The following is a 16,774-nucleotide window of genomic DNA, read 5'->3' on the forward strand; positions in this document are numbered from 1 at the left end:
CCAGCGGTCTCAACTCAGACGACGGCTGGCCCGAAAAAGCGCGGTGTACGAGTTGTACATGAGCACTTTCAGGCTGATTCCACGCAGCCTGGCCGAACGCAGCAATTTGTAAATATCCTCCGACAGAGCGCCACCTACGCTGCTCTTGCATAAAAGGAATCGCGATGCGCTCGATCCCGCTATCCCTGCTGGTCACCCTGCTGCTGAGCTGCGCGTCGCTACAGGCAGAAGAAGAACTCGCCCAGCCACAGGCTCCGGCGGCAAGCGTCGACAATCAGCGCCAGGAACTGGAGCAACGTCTGGCGCAAAGCGAGCAACTGCGCAACGAGCAGCAAGAGAGCAGTACCGTGCAACTGCAGCGCCTGCGCCAGGAAAACCAGCGTTTGCGCGTGCAACTCAAGGAAAGCCAGGCACAGAGCCAGCCGCGACTGCTTAGCGAGGAGCAGACCTGGTTTGCCCTCGGCGCTGCCCTGAGCCTGGTCTCGGTGGTGTTCGGCGCCCTGCTGCGCGGTCGCCGCAAGACCCGCCGCGAGTGGATCAACTGAGCCATGAGCCGCCTGCTGCTGATCGATGATGACCAGGAACTCTGCGAGCTGCTGGCCAGCTGGCTGACCCAGGAGGGCTTTCAGGTCACCGCCTGCCACGAGGCTGCGGGGGCCCGCCAGGCTCTCCTCACGCAGGCACCTGACGCCGTGGTGCTCGATGTAATGCTGCCGGACGGCAGCGGCCTGGAGTTGCTCAAGCAGCTACGCGGCGAGCATCCGGAGCTGCCAGTGCTGATGCTCTCCGCCCGCGGCGAGCCGCTGGACCGCATCCTCGGGCTGGAGCTGGGCGCCGATGACTATCTGGCCAAGCCCTGTGATCCGCGCGAGCTGACTGCGCGTCTGCGGGCCGTGCTGCGCCGCACCGCGCCCGCACCGGCCAGCAGCCAGCTGCAGCTGGGCGACCTCAGTTTCAGCCCCAATCGCGGCGTGGTCAGCATCGGCGAGCACGACATTCCCCTGACACTCTCCGAAAGCCGTTTGCTCGAAGCCCTGCTGCAGCAACCGGGCGAGCCGGTGGACAAACAGGCCCTGGCGCAACTGGCGCTAGGCCGCAAGCTGACGCTCTACGACCGTAGCCTGGACATGCACGTGAGTAACCTGCGCAAGAAGCTCGGTCCGCACCCTGACGGTCGCCCGCGCATTCTCGCCCTGCGCGGGCGTGGCTACTACTACGCGCAGTGAGCACACCTGCGTGCAGCGTAAATAAGCCGCAACATCGTCTTTACCCAAGCTTTACCCACGCCTGACTGCCCTTGACCTTGACCGCCGCATAATGAGCCCATCCGGTCGTTACCGGTTTCGAGACAAGGAGAATCACCATGCGCAAGACCCTCACCGCCCTGCTGCTCGCTGCCACGCTGCCGACCCTGGCCTTCGCCATGCCCGAGGCAGGTCCACGCCACCATGAGCGCGACCACGGCATGTTCAAGGAGCTCAACCTGAGCCAGGAGCAGCGCCAGGAATTCCGCAAACTGATGGGCGAGCAGATGAAGACCCATCGCGACATCACCAAGCGCTACCTGGACAAGCTGCCGGAAGCCGAGAAACAGGCCATGAAGAAGGAGTTGGACAAGGCCCGCGCCGATCAGCACAAGGCGCTGCGTGACCTGCTCAACCCCGAGCAGCAGAAAGCCTTCGACGAGCACCAGAAGAAAATGCAGGCCCGTCGCGCCGAGATGGCCGAGTTCAAGGCCTGGAAGGCCGAGAAGGACAGCAAGACCAACTGATCCACTCTCTTTGACCCGCCGCCGCGCTCTCCGAGCCCGGCGGCTTTTGCATGAGGAATCACCGTGCGTTCATTGTTCTGGCGCATTCTGGCGAGTTTCTGGCTGGCCATCGCCCTGGTCGCAGGCCTGTCGCTGCTGCTCGGGCGCGCGCTCAACCAGGACGCCTGGATCCTGAGCCTGCACCCAGGCCTGGACGGCCTCGACAGCAAATGGGTCAAGCGCTACGAGGAGCAGGGGCCGGCAGCCGCGCAGGACTTCCTCGAGCAACGCAAGCGTAAGTACCGCATCGACACCCAGGTACTTGGCGAGAGCGGCCAGCAACTGGTCAAAGGCACTTTCCCATCACGCGCAGCAGCCTTCGAGGCCCGTCACGGCGATGACCGGCGCCTGCCATGGCGCCGCCTGACGGCCGAATACACCAGCCCGGAAAGCGGCGAAAGCTACCTGTTCATCTACCGGATCCCACACCCGGAGCTGGCAGCCTGGCACCGTGGCAGCCTGTTCTGGCCACTCAGTGCTATCGCCATCGCCCTGGTGGTACTGACGCTGTTCAGCCTGATGCTGACGCTGTCGATCACCCGCCCGCTGGATCGCCTGCGCGGTGCCGTGCATGACCTCGGCCAGACCGCCTACCAGCAGAACAGCCTGGCTCGCCTGGCCACCCGCCGCGATGAACTGGGCCTGCTGGCCAAGGACTTCAACCGCATGGGCGAACGCCTGCAGGGCTTGATCGGCAGCCAGCGCCAGTTGCTGCGCGATGTGTCTCACGAGTTGCGCTCGCCCCTGGCACGCCTGCGCATCGCTCTGGCCCTGGCCGAGCGCGCCGATGCGGCGGAACGGGAAAAACTCTGGCCACGGCTAAGCCAGGAATGCGATCGGCTGGAAACGCTGATCAGTGAAATTCTTGCCCTGGCCCGTCTGGATGCAGACCCGGGCGCAGCACAAAGCGTCGACCTGAGCGCCTTGATCGACAACCTTCAGGACGACGCGCGTCTGACCGCCCCGCAACAACGACTGCAGATCGATCTCGACCCCGGGGCACGCCTGGAAGGCTGGCCGGAGATGCTGGAACGCGCACTGGACAACCTGCTACGCAACGCCTTTCGCTTCAGTCCGGCGGATCGACCGGTCATCATCAGCGTGCAGCGCCAGGGATCGGATGTCGCACTGAGCGTGCGCGACCATGGCCCGGGCGTAGCCAGCGAGCACCTGCAACAGTTGGGTGAACCCTTCTTTCGCGCGCCCGGCCAGAGCAATTCCGGCCACGGCCTCGGGCTGGCCATCGCCCGCAGGGCCGCTCAACGCCATGGTGGCGAGCTGCTGCTGGCCAACCATCCTGAGGGCGGCTTCATCGCCACGCTCAGCCTGCCGGCCACACAGCAGGCAGGCTGAAGCGCTATTCGCTCAGCCCTGCCAGGCGCTGACGAAGTCCTCGACGAGCACTTGCGGGGCACGGCGCAACTCACGTTCCGGCGTGCCGAGATAGAGATAGGCAATGACCTGCTCGTCCGCAGCCAGGCCCAGGCCTTTGCCCACATGGGCGTTGTAGGCCATGTCTCCGGTACGCCAGACCGCCCCGATACCCTGGGCATGCGCCGCCAGCAGGATGCCGTGAGCCGCACAGCCAGCCGCGATCACCTGCTCGGACGCAGGCACCTTGGGATGCGCCTGAACGCGGGCGATCACCACCACCAGCAATGGTGCGCGCAACGGCATGCCACGCGCCTTGTTCAGCGCCTCAGGCGACACCTGGGCATCGGCCACCTGCAGGGCCTCGGCGAACAACTCGCCCATGCGCTCACGCGCCTGGCCCTCGACCGTCAGAAAACGCCAGGGCCGCAGTTGACCATGATCAGGGGCACGCAGAGCGGCACGAAACAGCAGATCACGCTGCGCGGCATCCGGAGCCGGTTCGACCAGCCGAGGAACGGAAACACGGTTGAGCAGAGCGTCGAGAGCCTCCATCGGCCACCTCCAAAAACAAAGAAGGTGCATTCTCAATGCTGCAAGCCGCACGCCGCAAGCTGAGTAATGAACGCAGCGGATGTCAGAAGCCCGTCAAGCCGCAGCCCGGATGCGATCCCGATTGCCGGCCTCGGATTGCATCCGGGCCACATGCTGGCCTGCAGCCGCCGTCAGGCGACCCGATCAGGCGTGATCACCGGCTGCACCGGCGGCGTCAGCGGCGGCAGGCCATGGGCCTTGCGTGCATCGTCACAGCGCGGATTGTGCACACCGTTCTCCCAGGACGCCTCGAACTCGCGGCAACTGCTGGAACGCTGCTCGTACATGGTGCAACGCACGCCACAGCCGACATCACCCAACAACTGGGTACAGCGCGCCGGCTTGCTCTCGGTGCCACGCATGGCAACGTAATGATGGCTGATCTGGATGACCTGCTCGTCCGGAACACTACCGCCCGCGGATTGGCACTCGCCCCAGAAGAAGGACACACGAAAAAACGCGCAGCAGGCGCCGCACGTGAGGCAGGGATTAGCTTCGGACATTTGAGGAGAACTCGGAAACCGGCGGACGCCGGCAACTGGCGGCTATTCTATGCTTGGTCATGCGCTTGTAAAGCCCCCTCACCGGGCTCGTGTGAAAACTACTGCGCTCGGCCATGCTGCGTTGACGCCGCGCGCGAAAAATTGAGGGGCTGAGGTGAGATAAATCACTTCGGCCCCTTTTGCATAGTGCGCAAAGAAATATCAGAAAAGCCCAGCCGGTTCGGCCAGGATGTCCCAGCTGAAGATCAGCACCTCCTTCGCCTCGCTCCCCTTGCCACCACCCACCGTGTACTTGATGTCGGTCGTCTCGATGTGGAAGTCGGCGAAACATTCGCGGATGGCTGGGTGGTCGTTGAGGCTGATGATCGCCTTGCCCTTGATCACCTTCAGCAGCCTGGCCATCTCCAGGTACTGCTCGAACTCGAACGGCACGCCATAGCCCTCGGTCTCCCAGTACGGGGGGTCGCAGTAGAACAGCGTGTGCTCGCGGTCGTACTTCTTAATGACCTCCTGCCAACTGAGGTGCTCGATGTAGGTGTTGCTAAGCCGCAGGTGAGCTGCTGACAGCGCCTCCTCGATCCGCAGCAGGTTAAGTCCAGGTGGCTGGGTAGTCGCTGTGCCGTAGCTCTGGCCATCGACGCGACCACCGAAGGCAGACTGCTGCAGGTAATAGAAGCGTGCGGCGCGCTGGATGTCTGTGAGGGTTTCGACTCGGGTCATCTGCAACCACTTGAATACCTGGCGGCTGCTGAGCGCCCACTTGAACTGCCGGACGAACTCTTCCAGGTGGTTCTGTACCACCCGGTAGAGGTTGATCAGGTCGCCGTTTACATCGTTGAGCACTTCGACCTCGGCCGGTACCGGACGGAGGAAGAACAGCGCTGCTCCGCCCGCGAACGGTTCGACGTAGCAGCTGTGCTGAGGGAACAAGGGGAAGATCCGGTCTGCAAGACGGCGTTTGCCACCTATCCAGGGGATGATCGGTTGTGCGGACATGGTGCCTCCTGATGGCTGGTTGCGCTCGATGGCGGTAACAGGAGGCTCTCGGCCTTCAGGTGATTGAGTGTCCGGCAACGCGGGCACTTGATCTGTAACTCGGTGAAGCCACTGGCAGTTGCCAGCTTGCGGCCACACTGACCACAACGAATATCTTTCATCATCTGCAAACCTTTTGCGCTTCTGGTAGGCTCCCCGCCGCTCACGCGTGAGCAGGGGGCCTTGGCTGGCTTGCAGGCCTGATCTGCAGGTTGGCGGTCAGCTCGGGTGTTAGCGCACCCAGGCTGACAGCCCTCTCTTATCCTTCTATTGGGCAGAGCCCTCGCTCGGGTGACAGCATCCAGATGTGCTGAGGGGTGACGCGGCGCAGCGCCTCTTGGCGGAACCAAGGCTCGCCCGCCTGATCGGCCGCCCAGGCCACCAACTCCGAACAGAACCACGCATCGTCTTCCTGCCAGTCACGGCGCAGGCCGAGGGCGGCGATGGCCGTCCAGTCGTAGGGCTTGCCGAGCTGGCTGCGCGCAGCGTCGATGATGGCCTGCGGGTTACGTGCTGGCAGGTCCACCAGGCTGTATGCCGAGGCACGCTCAATGGCGTAGGTCTTGGACACCTGGCGCACACCCTCCAGCGCAACGGCCTCGATCACATGGTGTCCGGCAACCAGTGCAACATGGCTCCAGCGCGACCAGGTGGCGGCGCGAATCAGTCCGCTGAACGGGTAGTGAGTGGTGCTGAACAGCAGCTGGATGCTTCCCATGGCTAAACCCCTGCGTTGTTGCCGATGCCGGCGACGGCGGCTTGGATGCTGGCGATGGTTTCATCCGCAATGTCCTGCGCCTGCTCGACATTGCCAGCGGTCATTGCATTGCGGATCAGCTCCTTGGCATTCAGGCGCACGGTGCGCAGCAGCACCAGAGCTGCGTTGTACTGCGCGGCCTCCTGCAGGATGCCGTCTGCTGCTTGCCGTGCGGTACGGCCGTTGATTGCCCAGGCGGCAACCATTGGCGGTACCGTGCCCTGGTAGTTGGCTGCAGAAAAGGCCTGGGCCTCACTGGCGGCGCGGTCATACTCCACGGCACGCAGAGGATCGCCTGCGACCTTAGCGCGGGCCACATCGGCTGCAGCGTCTACAGATTGGCAGAGCGCCACCGATAGAGCTTGGCGATTGCTCGCCTGCAAGGCTGCATCGAAGGCCCAGGCGCTGCCTGTCCAGCGGTGATCGGATGAAGGCCGTGGCACTGCGGTCAGGCCTTCAGGCAGCTCACCCAGCGCGCTGTACTGCTCGGCTACACCTGTGCTGGTGCGGTAAACCGTACCGCGCAAGTCGGCCAGTTGCTGGGGTTGATCACCAACCAGCGCCCAGACTTTGCCCGCTGCTGGCTTGGCCAGCTTGGCAGCCAGCTGAATGGCATTGCTCGGCACCTGAATACCGAGACCGGGAATTACCGGGAGTTCGACAGGGCCAGTGAGGGCACCCGCGTTGTCGGCGATATAGATGTGCATAGTGGGTTCCTCAGATCAGTTTGATGCGGCCTGGGTAGGCGAGGCTGCGCGGCTTGGTTTCTGGCCCGCCGAAGTAACCGATCAGCGAGGTGCGGTCGTAGCCGACGGTGTAGTTGGCGTTCAGGTCTGAGGCGGTCGCCCCGTCCGGGATTGGTACCGAGTTACCCGAGTCGTACTCGTATTGTGGGTGGCGGTGCTTGGCGATGGCGTCTGGTGCCGAGGAGCCCGCCACGCGGCCAGCAACTGTGATGGTTACTGCCGCACCGCTGGCGGTGGCATTCGCACTCATAGTGATGCTGTTAGAGGTAAAGGCTGTAACCGTGGCTCCCACAGGTATGCCAGCGGCTGAAAGGGTCTGACCGATAGCGACGGAATTGCCAGCCGAGAAAGTAACGGCACTGATCACCGCGCTACCGCTGGTGAGTGTGCCCTTAACATCGAAGCGATCCACACCTCGGCCATCGTCCAGCAGGCGTAGGAACTCACCTCGGCCTTCCGGCCCTCGGAAAGTTGCAGCTCCATCACCTCCAGTCCATCCACCCTCCATGCCGATGCGTGCCGCCTCGGTAGTGAGCATTCCAGACTGCTGGGCGTGATCCCACAGCCAGGGCCAGTCCGCACGGTTGAACATGCTGCCGGCAAATACGCCCCAGCCACCCGGCGACACCATGGTGGTGCTTTCAAACACCGGGCGACCGAGTGCATCACTGTCGTGCCGGCCGACTGGCCACCAGTTGCCAGCGCCATCGCTGCGCAGGTGCCACCAGTCGCCAGCGCCCATCAGATAAATGAAGGCGTAACCCGCAGCGTTTAGGTGGGTGTGGAACTTGATCTTGTTCGCGCCGCTGGCCTGCACCTTGAGGCGATTGCCGCTGTTGTCTACACGGCGCAGCAGGATATCCATGACGCCTAGGCCGGCATCGGCCAATGGCAAGGTGATGGTGCGATTGCCTGCAGCAGCGTCGATCAACACCAACCCACGGCTGGCAGCGGTGAGCGTGGTGTCCGCCGCGATGCTGGACACGGTAGAGCGAGTGGCACCGACCACCTGGCCGCGCGCATTGACCGTGACCTGGTCGTAGGTGCCACCTGCCACTCCCGTGCGTCCTGCGGCCATCTCGAACTGCAGGGCCGTAGTGCCCAGGGTGATCGGGCCATCGCTGACCAGTTGCCAGAGACTGTCAGCGTGCACAGTGCCTTGCTCGACCGGAATCAGCAGCCCCGGCGTCACTTCAAGGCTTACATCCGCATCGGTCGCCCGAGTCCATGCGCCTGCGGCAGCGATATAGATGCCGTTGTCTTTGGCGTCGGCCTGATGCCTGGGCAGGATGCGCGCGCCGGCAGGCAGTGCGCTGGGCCAATCGCCCCCTGCCTGTACACCCAGGCCGCTGAGCGCAATCGCAGCGGTTGTGGTGTACAGCACGCTGTTCTTGGCATCGCGCTTGGCCAGCTCGGCCTGCACATGCTCCAGGACGAACGCGCGGGTGGCCATCACAATCGAGTTGTCGATCAGCAGGGTGACGCTGGTGGCGTTGCTGGTCTGGAAGATGGCGCGCACATAGAACTGCTTGCCAGAGCCCTGGGCCAGGATCGGCTTGACGCTATCAGGGTACTTCCCGATGGCATAAAGGAGGCCGGTGTCGGTGTAGATGCCGACCTCGCGGATCGTCCAGCCACCCACATCATCGGCAATCATGGCTTCGGCCATCAGCCAGCTCGGATTGGCTTCGTCCTGGAGCAGCGAGTTGATTGCCTGCCGGTGCGTCTCACGGCGCAGCGCCGTGGCCTCGGGGCCGGGGTTGTAGGCCGCACCGTTGCCATCCCCCACCGCGAAGTGGGTCAGTTTGATCGGCACCTGGTTGGCCTTACACGCCGCCTCGTAGGCCAAGCCGGCGTTGGTAAGGATGCAGTAGTAGTCCTGAGCCATCATGCCTCCAATGGATAAATGGTCGTGATCTCAATGGTCGCCAGGCCGGCTCCGATAAACACGGGGCTGGCCTGCTCGACGCCATCGAGCTGTAGTGGGTAGATGGTGGTGATCTCGCCACCGATGAGGGCGGCAGCAATCACCGGTACTTGGGAGCGGTTGGTCAGTGCGACGGTGAGCGCGTCCAGCCGGGAGCGCTTGTTCTTGTACTCCCGGATCAGGTCGACCAGGGCGTCGTAGGTGGCCTCATCAATGCCTCGGTCTGTCAGCTCGATGTCAACGCGGAAGCGATACGGCGAGCCGCCGTACTCGTACCACTCCGACACCCGGCCGCTGAGGTTCAGCGTGACCAGCACCTGCTCGATGGCCCAGGGCGTGCCCTTGTAGCGGTGCAGCTCGATGGCACGCTTGATCAGCTCGCGCTGCTCCTGGTCGTCACGGGCATAGCGCCAGCCCTCCAGACCCATGACGTGGAACTGGTCAGCCAGGTGCGGCAGTACTTGCGGTGGCACCACGTCGACCAGGTAAACCAACATGGGCGAGAGATCGAGGTTGTCGAACTCCTCCTGGAGCAGCTCGCACAGGACTGCGAAGCGCTCATCACCAGCCAGTGCCGGCGGCAGTTGGTCAGCCATGGGCGACACCGACCACGTTCAACTCGATAGCGGTGCAGTTGGCCCATTCGTGGCTGGCCACGTCGCGGAAGGCAGGCTCGGTCAGCTGCAGGCGGTACACCCCGGCAACCTGTACCTCGCGGATGATCTGCTCGGGCACGATGTCTCGGCCCAGGCCGGCGCGGCGCTCTGCTGCATAGGCGGTTGCAGCCTTCAAGGCCAGGGCGTGCACGCTGTCTGCATCGGTATTCTGGTACAGGGTCAGATTGCCCCGGATGGCATAACCCACCTCGGGCGAGAGCTTGGTCAGCACCTTGTCTGTCAGGGGGCGCTTCTTGCGAGCGCTGACATTGGCTTGCACCAGCGACAACAGCTCTGGGCTGGGCAGGCCCGTCTTGGTCAGCGGGTAGATCCACACCTCGCCATCCGGCACGGTTGGGTCATCCTCGCCACCGCGCACCGCCACTTCGATGATTGACTGGCTAGCCGCGCGGGCGTGGTAGATGTACGCGCCTTCAGGCCCGGCCGTGCTGAATGACTCTGGCGCGAGGATGATGCGCTCGATGTAGGGCTCATCCTCTTCATCGTCGATGCCGTCTGCCGGCACGGACTCATTGCTGGTGGTCATACCGGCTGCAGGCGGTTGCCCCAGCACTGCAATCTGGCCGATGGCCCAGCCGTTGCCGCTGGTGCCGGGCGTTTCGCAGACCACCGTAGTGCGCACCTCGGTCGTGCCAACTGCCAGGGTCACGGCCTCCTCGGTGACATAGGCAATGCGCCCATCCTGACTGGTGACCCGCGTGCCGGCACTGATCAGCACCGCCTGCAGCGCAGGGGCTGGCAGTCGGAATACCTGGGCGCAGCGCGCCGGCTGGGCGAGCAAGCGCGGTGTGTCCACCAGTTCGCCCAGGTAGTCGAGGATCGGCCCACCGGAGAAACGTACCAGCAGGCGCTCACCGGCTTGCTGGATGGCCATCAGGGCGAGCGTCTTGGCGTAGGCCACCTGGTCGATGAACAGCCGCTCGATCTGAGCTGGATACAGCGTCTTACCGGTTTTCTGCTCATAGCGGGCAACCAGGGCCGCTTCGATAGCGGCCGGGTCGATCTTGACGAACTCAGGCGGCGGCAGAGCGCGCATAGGGCACCTCGGTTTGCTGGATAACCCCATCAGCCACCTTCCACTGCACCCGCAGGGTGATGCGCTCGTCCTCGATCTCGACCAGTACCTGAACCACCGTGACGCGCGGCTCCCAACGGCGAATAGCGTCAACCGCCTCACGCACCAGGTGCGGCACAACGCGGTTGGTGGGCCAGTCGATATAGAGATTGATGTCGCAGCCGAACTCGGGGCGGTGCGGGTCGCTGCCACGCGGCGTGGTCAGGATGATGCGGATGGCCTGGTCGATATCACGCAGGCCCTCGACCACTTCACCGGGCGTGTCGAGAGCCGGCTGCCAGTGGGCGGAGGTGATGCTGGTATAGGGGATGGGCGTGGTCATGCGCCCATGTTGAGGAATCTAGCCGGCCAGGCATTTTAATCGGGTTTAAAGAGGGCCACCGCCGTCAGTGGCTGTGGTGATTCGAGTTCCCGCCCTGATCCAGCACCTTGCCCTGGGTCTTGATATCACCAACAGCCTGCAGGCCTGCTGCAAGGGTGACCTCTCCGGTGATCGCGACCGGCCCGGCAACCTGCAGGCTGCCGGTCAAGATCGTTTCAGGCGTGTCCAAGGTCACCTTGGGCGCGACCACCAGCACCGGCTGGCCCGCCTGAACAGTCACCGTTTTGGCCGTCTTCACCAGGGCGCTGCCGACACAGTCCACTACCAGGGCATGGGTCGCCCGGTCATAGGTGAGGATTGTGCCGTCGCTGAAGCGCAGGTAGTGGGTGTCCTTGTCCGTCACGGGGGGCGGCTCGGCCGTCGAGTAGATGCCGCCCAACACCACCCCGTTGACGCCGTCGCGCTGCAGGAGCACAGCCACCTGCTCACCCATCTCCGGCATCAGCGGGCGGCTCTTGGTGGCCTTGGTGTGCCGCTGCGGCACCTTTAACCACCAAGTCTCCAGCCCATCGAACTCTTCCAGGCTTACCTTCACCCGGCAGCTGAGGTAATCCACCGAGCTGACCAAGCCAAACTGCAAGCCATCCAGTTCTTCACGCCTCATGCGGTTGCCTCGTTGCTGGCCTGGGTGGGCTCACCGGCCAGGCCAGGCATTAGCGGTACCGGCGCAGGCGTAACCCGACGGATCTCGATATCGGCCGTGGTACCGCTGCTGCGGCGCTTGTTGTGGCGTGCCTGGTTGATCAGGTAGTCACCGGCCATGCGCCCCCAGCTGGCGTCCAGGGTCACCACTGCACCGGCCACCAGGCGGCGGTCAGCTGGCAGGCTAAGGCTGCCACCGGCACGCTCGTCATTGGCCTCACCGAGGGCTGCATCGGCCTGGGCTTGGGCGCTGTCGGCGTCTGGCGCACGCTGGTTGATGCGCAGCTCGTCGGCGCTGGTCTCCATTCCAACCTGGCTATCCGGTGCGCGGGCGTCCTGCGCCTGGCTGCTGATGGTCTTCTGGGTGTCCGGGTCGTGGTGGGTGTTCTTGGCCGTGCGGAACACGTCCTTGATCTTGTCCTTGAGGTCGTAGCGGCTGCATTCCTTGCGGCTGATCGTGCGTACTGGCGCGCCATCGCGCAGACCAGCCATTACAGTGAAGATCAGCTTGTTCTCACGCAGCTTGACTGCGTAGCCGTACTGGCGGCCCACGCGGGTGATAAAGGCCAGGTCGCGTTCCTGGAACTGGGTGATTCGGTCGATCTGCAGAGGCTTGATCTCGCCCACCAGCTCGAACTTGTTGCGCTTGGCCACCTGGGCGGCGATCTCAGCCAGCGTGGTGCTCTCATAGGCATATCCCTTACGGGTGCGCACGCCCTTGCTGACACCTGCAGACAGCCCGCGTATGACCACCACTGAGGGCGGGCCGCTGGTGTTGATCTCGTCCACCTCGAAGCTGCCGCAGTTCAGCGGCGCCTGCCCTGGGTAGGTCATGCTCAGGGTCAAGGCATCCCCCTTGATCGGGTACCAGGTGGTGAGCCATTTGCCGTCCACATCCTCCAGCTCGATGCTGATCTCGTCGGACTGGCCGCTGAGGTAGTCCGTCCAGGTCACGCCCAGCACGTAGGGCGCGAGGTCGGCCGTTAGGTCGCGTCCCTGGTAGCCAATGCGCCAGACGGTTGGTTCGGCCGTGTCTCGGCCAGGAATCTCGGTCACTTGAACCACGGCGGCAGATCCTCGCTGCTGGGTACGACATCGAGCACCGGAATGCGCAGAGTCAGTCCGGCCGGCAGTGCGCGGGTCATGGGCACCTGCAGGTTGGCGCGGACAATCGGCTCGTAGCGCATGGCATCGCCGTAGTAGGTGAACGCCAGCTGATCCCAGCGCTCCCCCTCGACGGTGGTGTGGGTTAGGTATTCGGCAGCCATGTCATGCCCTCCGGCTGATCACATCGACGGCCAGGCCCGCCAGGCGGGTTGATGCACCGCTCAGCCGGCCCTGGGCCAATTCGATGCGGTTGGTTGCGTAGTCCACCTGGCTGATGATCGCCTCCGGGCGGATTGGGTTGAGCGCACCCTGAGCGAGCTGCACCTCACTGGTCACGGACAAGCCCAGTTGCACCAGGTCGGCACCGTCCTCCATCAGCCCGGCCGCCAGCTGGAACTCCTGCAGGGGCTGCAACGCTTGCCCGGTCAGGCTGAGCAGGCGTGGTGCCTGTGCCAGCACGGCAGCCGGGTTGTCGCGCAGGGTCTTCACGAAGTTGAAGGCATCCACCCCGGCACGCAGGTAGTTGCCAGCAACCTTGGCCATGCCCAGGGCCTTTTGTGTGGGGGTCACCAGCGCAGGCGCTGCACCGCCCACGCGGGCCATCGGGTTGGCGGTCAGGTTGGATACCAACGCCCTGGGCCGTGGCAGTGGCTTGGTGTATTTACCGGAGTACTCCAGCAGGTTGAGGCTCACCGTGGCCGAGACCAACCGGCCCTGAGGATCTGTCTTGCGGGTGGTGACCGACACCTCGGTCAGCAGATAAATGCCGCGATAGTCACCCGAGCCCAGCACATAGGGCAGCGGCTCGTGGGCGCTCTTTGCCTCCTTCAGGCGACGGATCTGCAGCTCGGGGTCGACCAGCATCGAGTGCAGGGTCAGCTCCAGGGTCAGCTCGTCGAGGCTGTCGCCTACCCACTCCAAGCGCGGCTTACCCTGGATCAGTGCATGCTGGGCGTAGTCCGCGGCTGAGCGCTCATCCTGCCGGCCGGGGTGATACTTCACCTCGAACTCGATATCGCCGAGTACTGCCCACATCAGAAGGCCCTCCGCTGTTGATCGGCGATGACTTCTCGCATGAGTTTCTCCAGGTCATTACGCGATAGCTGCAGGGCCTGCTGGACAGCCTCCTGAGTACCAGGGCCACCGCCCTGGACGGTTACCGTGGGGTTGTAGTGGATGGTGATGCCGCCACTGGCTTGGCCTGACAGAGCTGCAGGGCCAACGCTTCGTGCCAGGTTGGCCACGCGACTTGCAGTTGCAGCTGGCCCCTCGGCTGCAGCCAGTTGCGGGGTGGCAAGGCTGACTGCAGTCGCGGCTGCCATTCCCAAGGCGGCACGCTTGACCAGTCCCTGCTTGGCGGTGATACCAATCGCAGCACCTTCCGAGACGTTGGCTCCGGCAGCCATGAAGACGCGGCTGGGACTCTGGATACCCAGAGTGCTCTTGAACCAGCCAGCCACGTCACTGCCGAACCCGACGACTGTTTCCTTGGCAGAGCTGAGCTTCGCTGTAATGCCATTGACCAGGCCGCTGATCAGCATGCCGCCGAAGTCGGTGAATTTTCCCGGCAGCTCGATCCCGAAGTAGTTCATGACACCGCTGAACGCCCGGTAGAACAGGCCCAGCGGGCTGAAGTTGACCAGCAGGCCGAGGATGCCCGTCAGGCCACCGCTGAAACCGGCCTTGATCTCCGTCCACAGCCCGCCGAAGAAGCCCTTGATCGGCTCCCAGTAGCGGTAGATCAGGTAGGCACCCAGAGCGATGCCGGTGATCAGCAGGCCGATGGGGTTCATCAGAAGTGCGCGGCCCAGCCAGAGCACCGCCGTGCGCGCCATACCAAGTGCAGGCGCAAGCCGCATCGCCCCGCCACGCAACAGGCTAAGCCCGGTGATGAAGGGGCCAAGACGGCCGCCCAGCAACAGCATGGCGCGCATCATGGTGAACTTGCCGGACAGCAGCGAGATCGCGATGCCCACTCCGTTCAGGCCAGAAGCTCCCAGGCTCAACCCGTAAGACAGGCCGACAACGCCCAACTTCAGCGCAACAGCTCCGGCCACAAGTTTGATCACGCCGCTGACGAGTTCCGGGTTCTCTTTTGCCCAGCTGGCAAATCCAGACACTACCGGGCGGATCGAGGTGACAAGATCATTCAACCCCGGTAACACAGCAGTACCGAGGTTGATCCCCAGCTCCGCCATACCGTTCTTGAGCAGCTGCAAGTTGTTTGCAGTGGTTGCAGCTCGGGCCTGGAATTCCTTCTCCATCGAGCCATCGTAGTTCGAGGACTTGTTCACCAGTGCCAGGGACTTGGCGTAGGTATCCATCGAGCCCGCCAGCACCGCCACATCATCGGCGTACTCCAGGCCGAACAGATCAACCAGGACGCCCATCTGATCGGCTTTCGGCACTTTGCTCAGGGTGTTCAGGAAGCTGGTCAGCGCTCCCTGTGCATCTTGGGCAATGGAGGCTTTCAACCCCTCGGCCGTCATGCCCATTTCCTGCAGGGCACGCTGGAACTTCTTCGGCTGCTTGTCGGCCGTGGCCAGCTTCGCCAGCATGCCGTTGATGGCGGTACCGGCCACCTCGGGCGGCTTACCCAAGCTGACAAAGGCGTTCACCAAAGCTGCAGCCTGGGTCTCGACCAGGCCGAACTGCTTGGCCACACCACCCACCCGATTCAAGCCCTGGACGATGTCGCGCGCCTTGGCCGGCGAGGCGTTGGACAGGTGGTTGATCGCATCGCCAATGCGACCGATCTGCGAGATCGGGATCTGGTACACGTTGGCCAGCTTGGCCATCGAGTCACCGGCATCCTCTGCAGCCATATCGAAGGCCGTGGACATCTTCGCCACGGTCTCGGTGAACTTGGGAATATCCGCCGCTGCAACACCCAGCTGACCACCACTGGCGGCAATGGCTGCCAGCTCCGAAGCGGCCAAAGGCAGTGTGCGGGTCATCCTGAGCAGTTCATCGCCAAGCTTGACGATGCCATCCGGCGTGTCGAAGTCGACCACCTTCTTCACATCGGCCAGGGCAGACTCATAGTCGATGGCCAGCTTGACCGGCAGCGCCGCGCTGGCCCCGATAGCAACAGTCTCCAGCACACCGGAACGCAACTCGGCGCGCTGATTGCGCAACTGATCCCGTCGCGCCAGGCGGGCCGTGAGTTGCTCTTGCTTGCGGCGAACGGTGTCGAGGGTTTGCCCAAGGCGAACATAGTCGCGGTTGAGCGCCGCGACGGTACTGGGTGCCAGCGTACCGAGGTTGCGCTGGATCGAGGCCCCCAGCTCGGCATGCTGGCGAGTCAGCTTGCTGGCCGTGTCACCAAGGCCCGTCAGGGTGCGGCGCACCCCGCCCAGCAGGGGAAGAACCCCACGGGCGGATGCGCCGATCTCTAGACCTACTCTAAGGCTACGGTTGCTCACGGCTGGCTTCGCTTTGCTGGCGGATTTGCTGCTCGGCCTGCTCGCACCAGGTCAGAAAGCGTTCTACTGTCAGCTGCTCGATCTCCGAGGGCTGAAAGCGGAACCACCTGGCAAGCAAGGCTTCGCACTCGTCGAGGTGGCTGGTATCAATCCGACAAGAGCCGAAACTGCTCCTGGGCGGACTTGTAGTCCGCAATGTCCATGGCATCCAGGTCTTCCAGGACAAGCCCGACCGAGCGCGACATGAGCACCAGCTCTTCGACTGCAGCATTGCCAGACGCCTGCTCATTGGCCGCACGCAGGTCTTTCACTGTCAGGCGACGGAATTCCAGCCGCTCGACTTTCTGGCCGGCAGCGGTGATGAACGGATGCTTGAGGGTTACGTTGAGTTTATCGGCCATGCTTTATGCTCCAGGTTGATCAATGAGATCGGTTGCTCTGTGTAAGAGCCCTGAGCATCGCGCCTAACACTGGCGCTGCCTTTTAATCTGGTTTAAAGAGAAGCGCCCATAACCCAGCGCGGAGGCTGTGATGGAAGAAAACGTTACCCTGGAGCATGAAGGCGAGACCTATACGGCCAGCTATATCGAGATCGGCGACGAGCTGCTGACCTACCTGCCCGATGGCAGCGAGCGGCGCACTATGCTGCGCGGACTCAATCCTGAGCATGCCGCACTGACCCACCTGCGCGGCTACATCAGCACCCTGAAGCGCAAGGGATAA

Annotated in this window: 21 protein-coding genes; 5 read left to right on the forward strand and 16 right to left on the reverse strand. The window is 63.6% G+C overall.

Annotation, left to right across the window (positions count from 1 at the left end; genetic code table 11):
• The first annotated feature begins 164 nt into the window (after positions 1 to 164).
• From ACN8M7_RS10370 to ACN8M7_RS10385, 4 genes are all read left to right on the forward strand, one after another.
• Positions 165 to 545, forward strand: a complete 381-nt coding sequence (locus ACN8M7_RS10370) for a hypothetical protein (protein WP_061239693.1) — start codon at positions 165 to 167, stop codon at positions 543 to 545.
• A 3-nt stretch (positions 546 to 548) separates the two neighbouring features.
• Positions 549 to 1,226 carry a response regulator transcription factor gene (locus ACN8M7_RS10375; RefSeq protein ID WP_061239695.1) on the forward strand — a complete coding sequence of 226 codons (678 nt, stop codon included), beginning with the start codon at positions 549 to 551 and terminating at the stop codon, positions 1,224 to 1,226.
• Between the two features lie 137 nt (positions 1,227 to 1,363).
• Positions 1,364 to 1,771: a Spy/CpxP family protein refolding chaperone gene (locus tag ACN8M7_RS10380; protein WP_061239697.1), complete on the forward strand. Its 408-nt coding sequence runs from the start codon at positions 1,364 to 1,366 to the stop codon at positions 1,769 to 1,771.
• A 63-nt stretch (positions 1,772 to 1,834) separates the two neighbouring features.
• Positions 1,835 to 3,163, forward strand: coding sequence for a sensor histidine kinase (locus tag ACN8M7_RS10385; RefSeq protein WP_061239699.1), 1,329 nt, complete (start codon positions 1,835 to 1,837; stop codon positions 3,161 to 3,163).
• 12 nt (positions 3,164 to 3,175) lie between these two features.
• On the opposite strand, the gene ACN8M7_RS10390 is transcribed toward ACN8M7_RS10385, so the two are convergent.
• From ACN8M7_RS10390 to ACN8M7_RS10465, 16 genes are all read right to left on the reverse strand, one after another.
• Positions 3,176 to 3,736 carry a nitroreductase family protein gene (locus tag ACN8M7_RS10390; protein WP_061239701.1) on the reverse strand — a complete coding sequence of 187 codons (561 nt, stop codon included), beginning with the start codon at positions 3,734 to 3,736 and terminating at the stop codon, positions 3,176 to 3,178.
• Between the two features lie 170 nt (positions 3,737 to 3,906).
• The gene (locus tag ACN8M7_RS10395) at positions 3,907 to 4,278 is read right to left on the reverse strand and encodes a YkgJ family cysteine cluster protein (protein ID WP_061239704.1); all 372 of its coding nucleotides are present in this window, start codon (positions 4,276 to 4,278) and stop codon (positions 3,907 to 3,909) included.
• A gap of 201 nt (positions 4,279 to 4,479) precedes the next feature.
• Positions 4,480 to 5,274, reverse strand: coding sequence for a DNA adenine methylase (locus tag ACN8M7_RS10400; protein ID WP_490260692.1), 795 nt, complete (start codon positions 5,272 to 5,274; stop codon positions 4,480 to 4,482).
• The gene (locus ACN8M7_RS10405) at positions 5,244 to 5,438 is read right to left on the reverse strand and encodes a Com family DNA-binding transcriptional regulator (RefSeq protein ID WP_090384170.1); all 195 of its coding nucleotides are present in this window, start codon (positions 5,436 to 5,438) and stop codon (positions 5,244 to 5,246) included. The genes ACN8M7_RS10400 and ACN8M7_RS10405 overlap by 31 nt, the downstream gene beginning before the upstream one ends.
• 134 nt (positions 5,439 to 5,572) lie before the next feature.
• Positions 5,573 to 6,031, reverse strand: coding sequence for a YiiX/YebB-like N1pC/P60 family cysteine hydrolase (locus ACN8M7_RS10410; RefSeq protein WP_490260693.1), 459 nt, complete (start codon positions 6,029 to 6,031; stop codon positions 5,573 to 5,575).
• 2 nt (positions 6,032 to 6,033) lie between these two features.
• Positions 6,034 to 6,777 (reverse strand): hypothetical protein, encoded by a 744-nt coding sequence (locus tag ACN8M7_RS10415; RefSeq protein ID WP_490260694.1) that lies wholly within the window; start codon positions 6,775 to 6,777, stop codon positions 6,034 to 6,036.
• 10 nt (positions 6,778 to 6,787) lie between these two features.
• Complete coding sequence (locus ACN8M7_RS10420; RefSeq protein ID WP_490260695.1) at positions 6,788 to 8,704, reverse strand: phage tail protein; 1,917 nt, start codon at positions 8,702 to 8,704, stop codon at positions 6,788 to 6,790.
• Positions 8,704 to 9,339: a phage tail protein I gene (locus tag ACN8M7_RS10425; protein ID WP_490260696.1), complete on the reverse strand. Its 636-nt coding sequence runs from the start codon at positions 9,337 to 9,339 to the stop codon at positions 8,704 to 8,706. Before ACN8M7_RS10425 ends, ACN8M7_RS10420 begins: the two co-directional genes overlap by 1 nt.
• On the reverse strand, positions 9,332 to 10,456 hold the full coding sequence (locus tag ACN8M7_RS10430; protein WP_490260697.1) for a baseplate assembly protein: 1,125 nt from the start codon (positions 10,454 to 10,456) through the stop codon (positions 9,332 to 9,334). Before ACN8M7_RS10430 ends, ACN8M7_RS10425 begins: the two co-directional genes overlap by 8 nt.
• The gene (locus ACN8M7_RS10435) at positions 10,434 to 10,817 is read right to left on the reverse strand and encodes a GPW/gp25 family protein (protein WP_490260698.1); all 384 of its coding nucleotides are present in this window, start codon (positions 10,815 to 10,817) and stop codon (positions 10,434 to 10,436) included. The genes ACN8M7_RS10430 and ACN8M7_RS10435 overlap by 23 nt, the downstream gene beginning before the upstream one ends.
• A 64-nt stretch (positions 10,818 to 10,881) precedes the next feature.
• Complete coding sequence (locus ACN8M7_RS10440) at positions 10,882 to 11,481, reverse strand: phage baseplate assembly protein V (protein WP_490260699.1); 600 nt, start codon at positions 11,479 to 11,481, stop codon at positions 10,882 to 10,884.
• Positions 11,478 to 12,584, reverse strand: a complete 1,107-nt coding sequence (locus ACN8M7_RS10445; RefSeq protein WP_490260700.1) for a phage late control D family protein — start codon at positions 12,582 to 12,584, stop codon at positions 11,478 to 11,480. The genes ACN8M7_RS10440 and ACN8M7_RS10445 overlap by 4 nt, the downstream gene beginning before the upstream one ends.
• Positions 12,572 to 12,787 (reverse strand): tail protein X, encoded by a 216-nt coding sequence (locus ACN8M7_RS10450; RefSeq protein WP_490260701.1) that lies wholly within the window; start codon positions 12,785 to 12,787, stop codon positions 12,572 to 12,574. Before ACN8M7_RS10450 ends, ACN8M7_RS10445 begins: the two co-directional genes overlap by 13 nt.
• A 1-nt stretch (position 12,788) precedes the next feature.
• On the reverse strand, positions 12,789 to 13,661 hold the full coding sequence (locus tag ACN8M7_RS10455) for a phage tail protein (RefSeq protein ID WP_490260702.1): 873 nt from the start codon (positions 13,659 to 13,661) through the stop codon (positions 12,789 to 12,791).
• On the reverse strand, positions 13,661 to 16,051 hold the full coding sequence (locus tag ACN8M7_RS10460) for a phage tail tape measure protein (RefSeq protein WP_490260703.1): 2,391 nt from the start codon (positions 16,049 to 16,051) through the stop codon (positions 13,661 to 13,663). The genes ACN8M7_RS10455 and ACN8M7_RS10460 overlap by 1 nt, the downstream gene beginning before the upstream one ends.
• Before the next feature lie 146 nt (positions 16,052 to 16,197).
• Entirely contained in the window at positions 16,198 to 16,452 is a 255-nt protein-coding gene (locus ACN8M7_RS10465; protein WP_490260704.1) for a phage tail assembly protein, read from the reverse strand.
• Positions 16,453 to 16,582: 130 nt separating this feature from the next.
• Between ACN8M7_RS10465 and ACN8M7_RS10470 the strand changes: the two genes are divergently transcribed.
• Positions 16,583 to 16,774: a hypothetical protein gene (locus ACN8M7_RS10470; protein WP_090382180.1), complete on the forward strand. Its 192-nt coding sequence runs from the start codon at positions 16,583 to 16,585 to the stop codon at positions 16,772 to 16,774.

The organism is Pseudomonas spartinae, from assembly GCF_965197125.1.
Lineage (GTDB): Bacteria > Pseudomonadota > Gammaproteobacteria > Pseudomonadales > Pseudomonadaceae > Aquipseudomonas > Aquipseudomonas composti_A.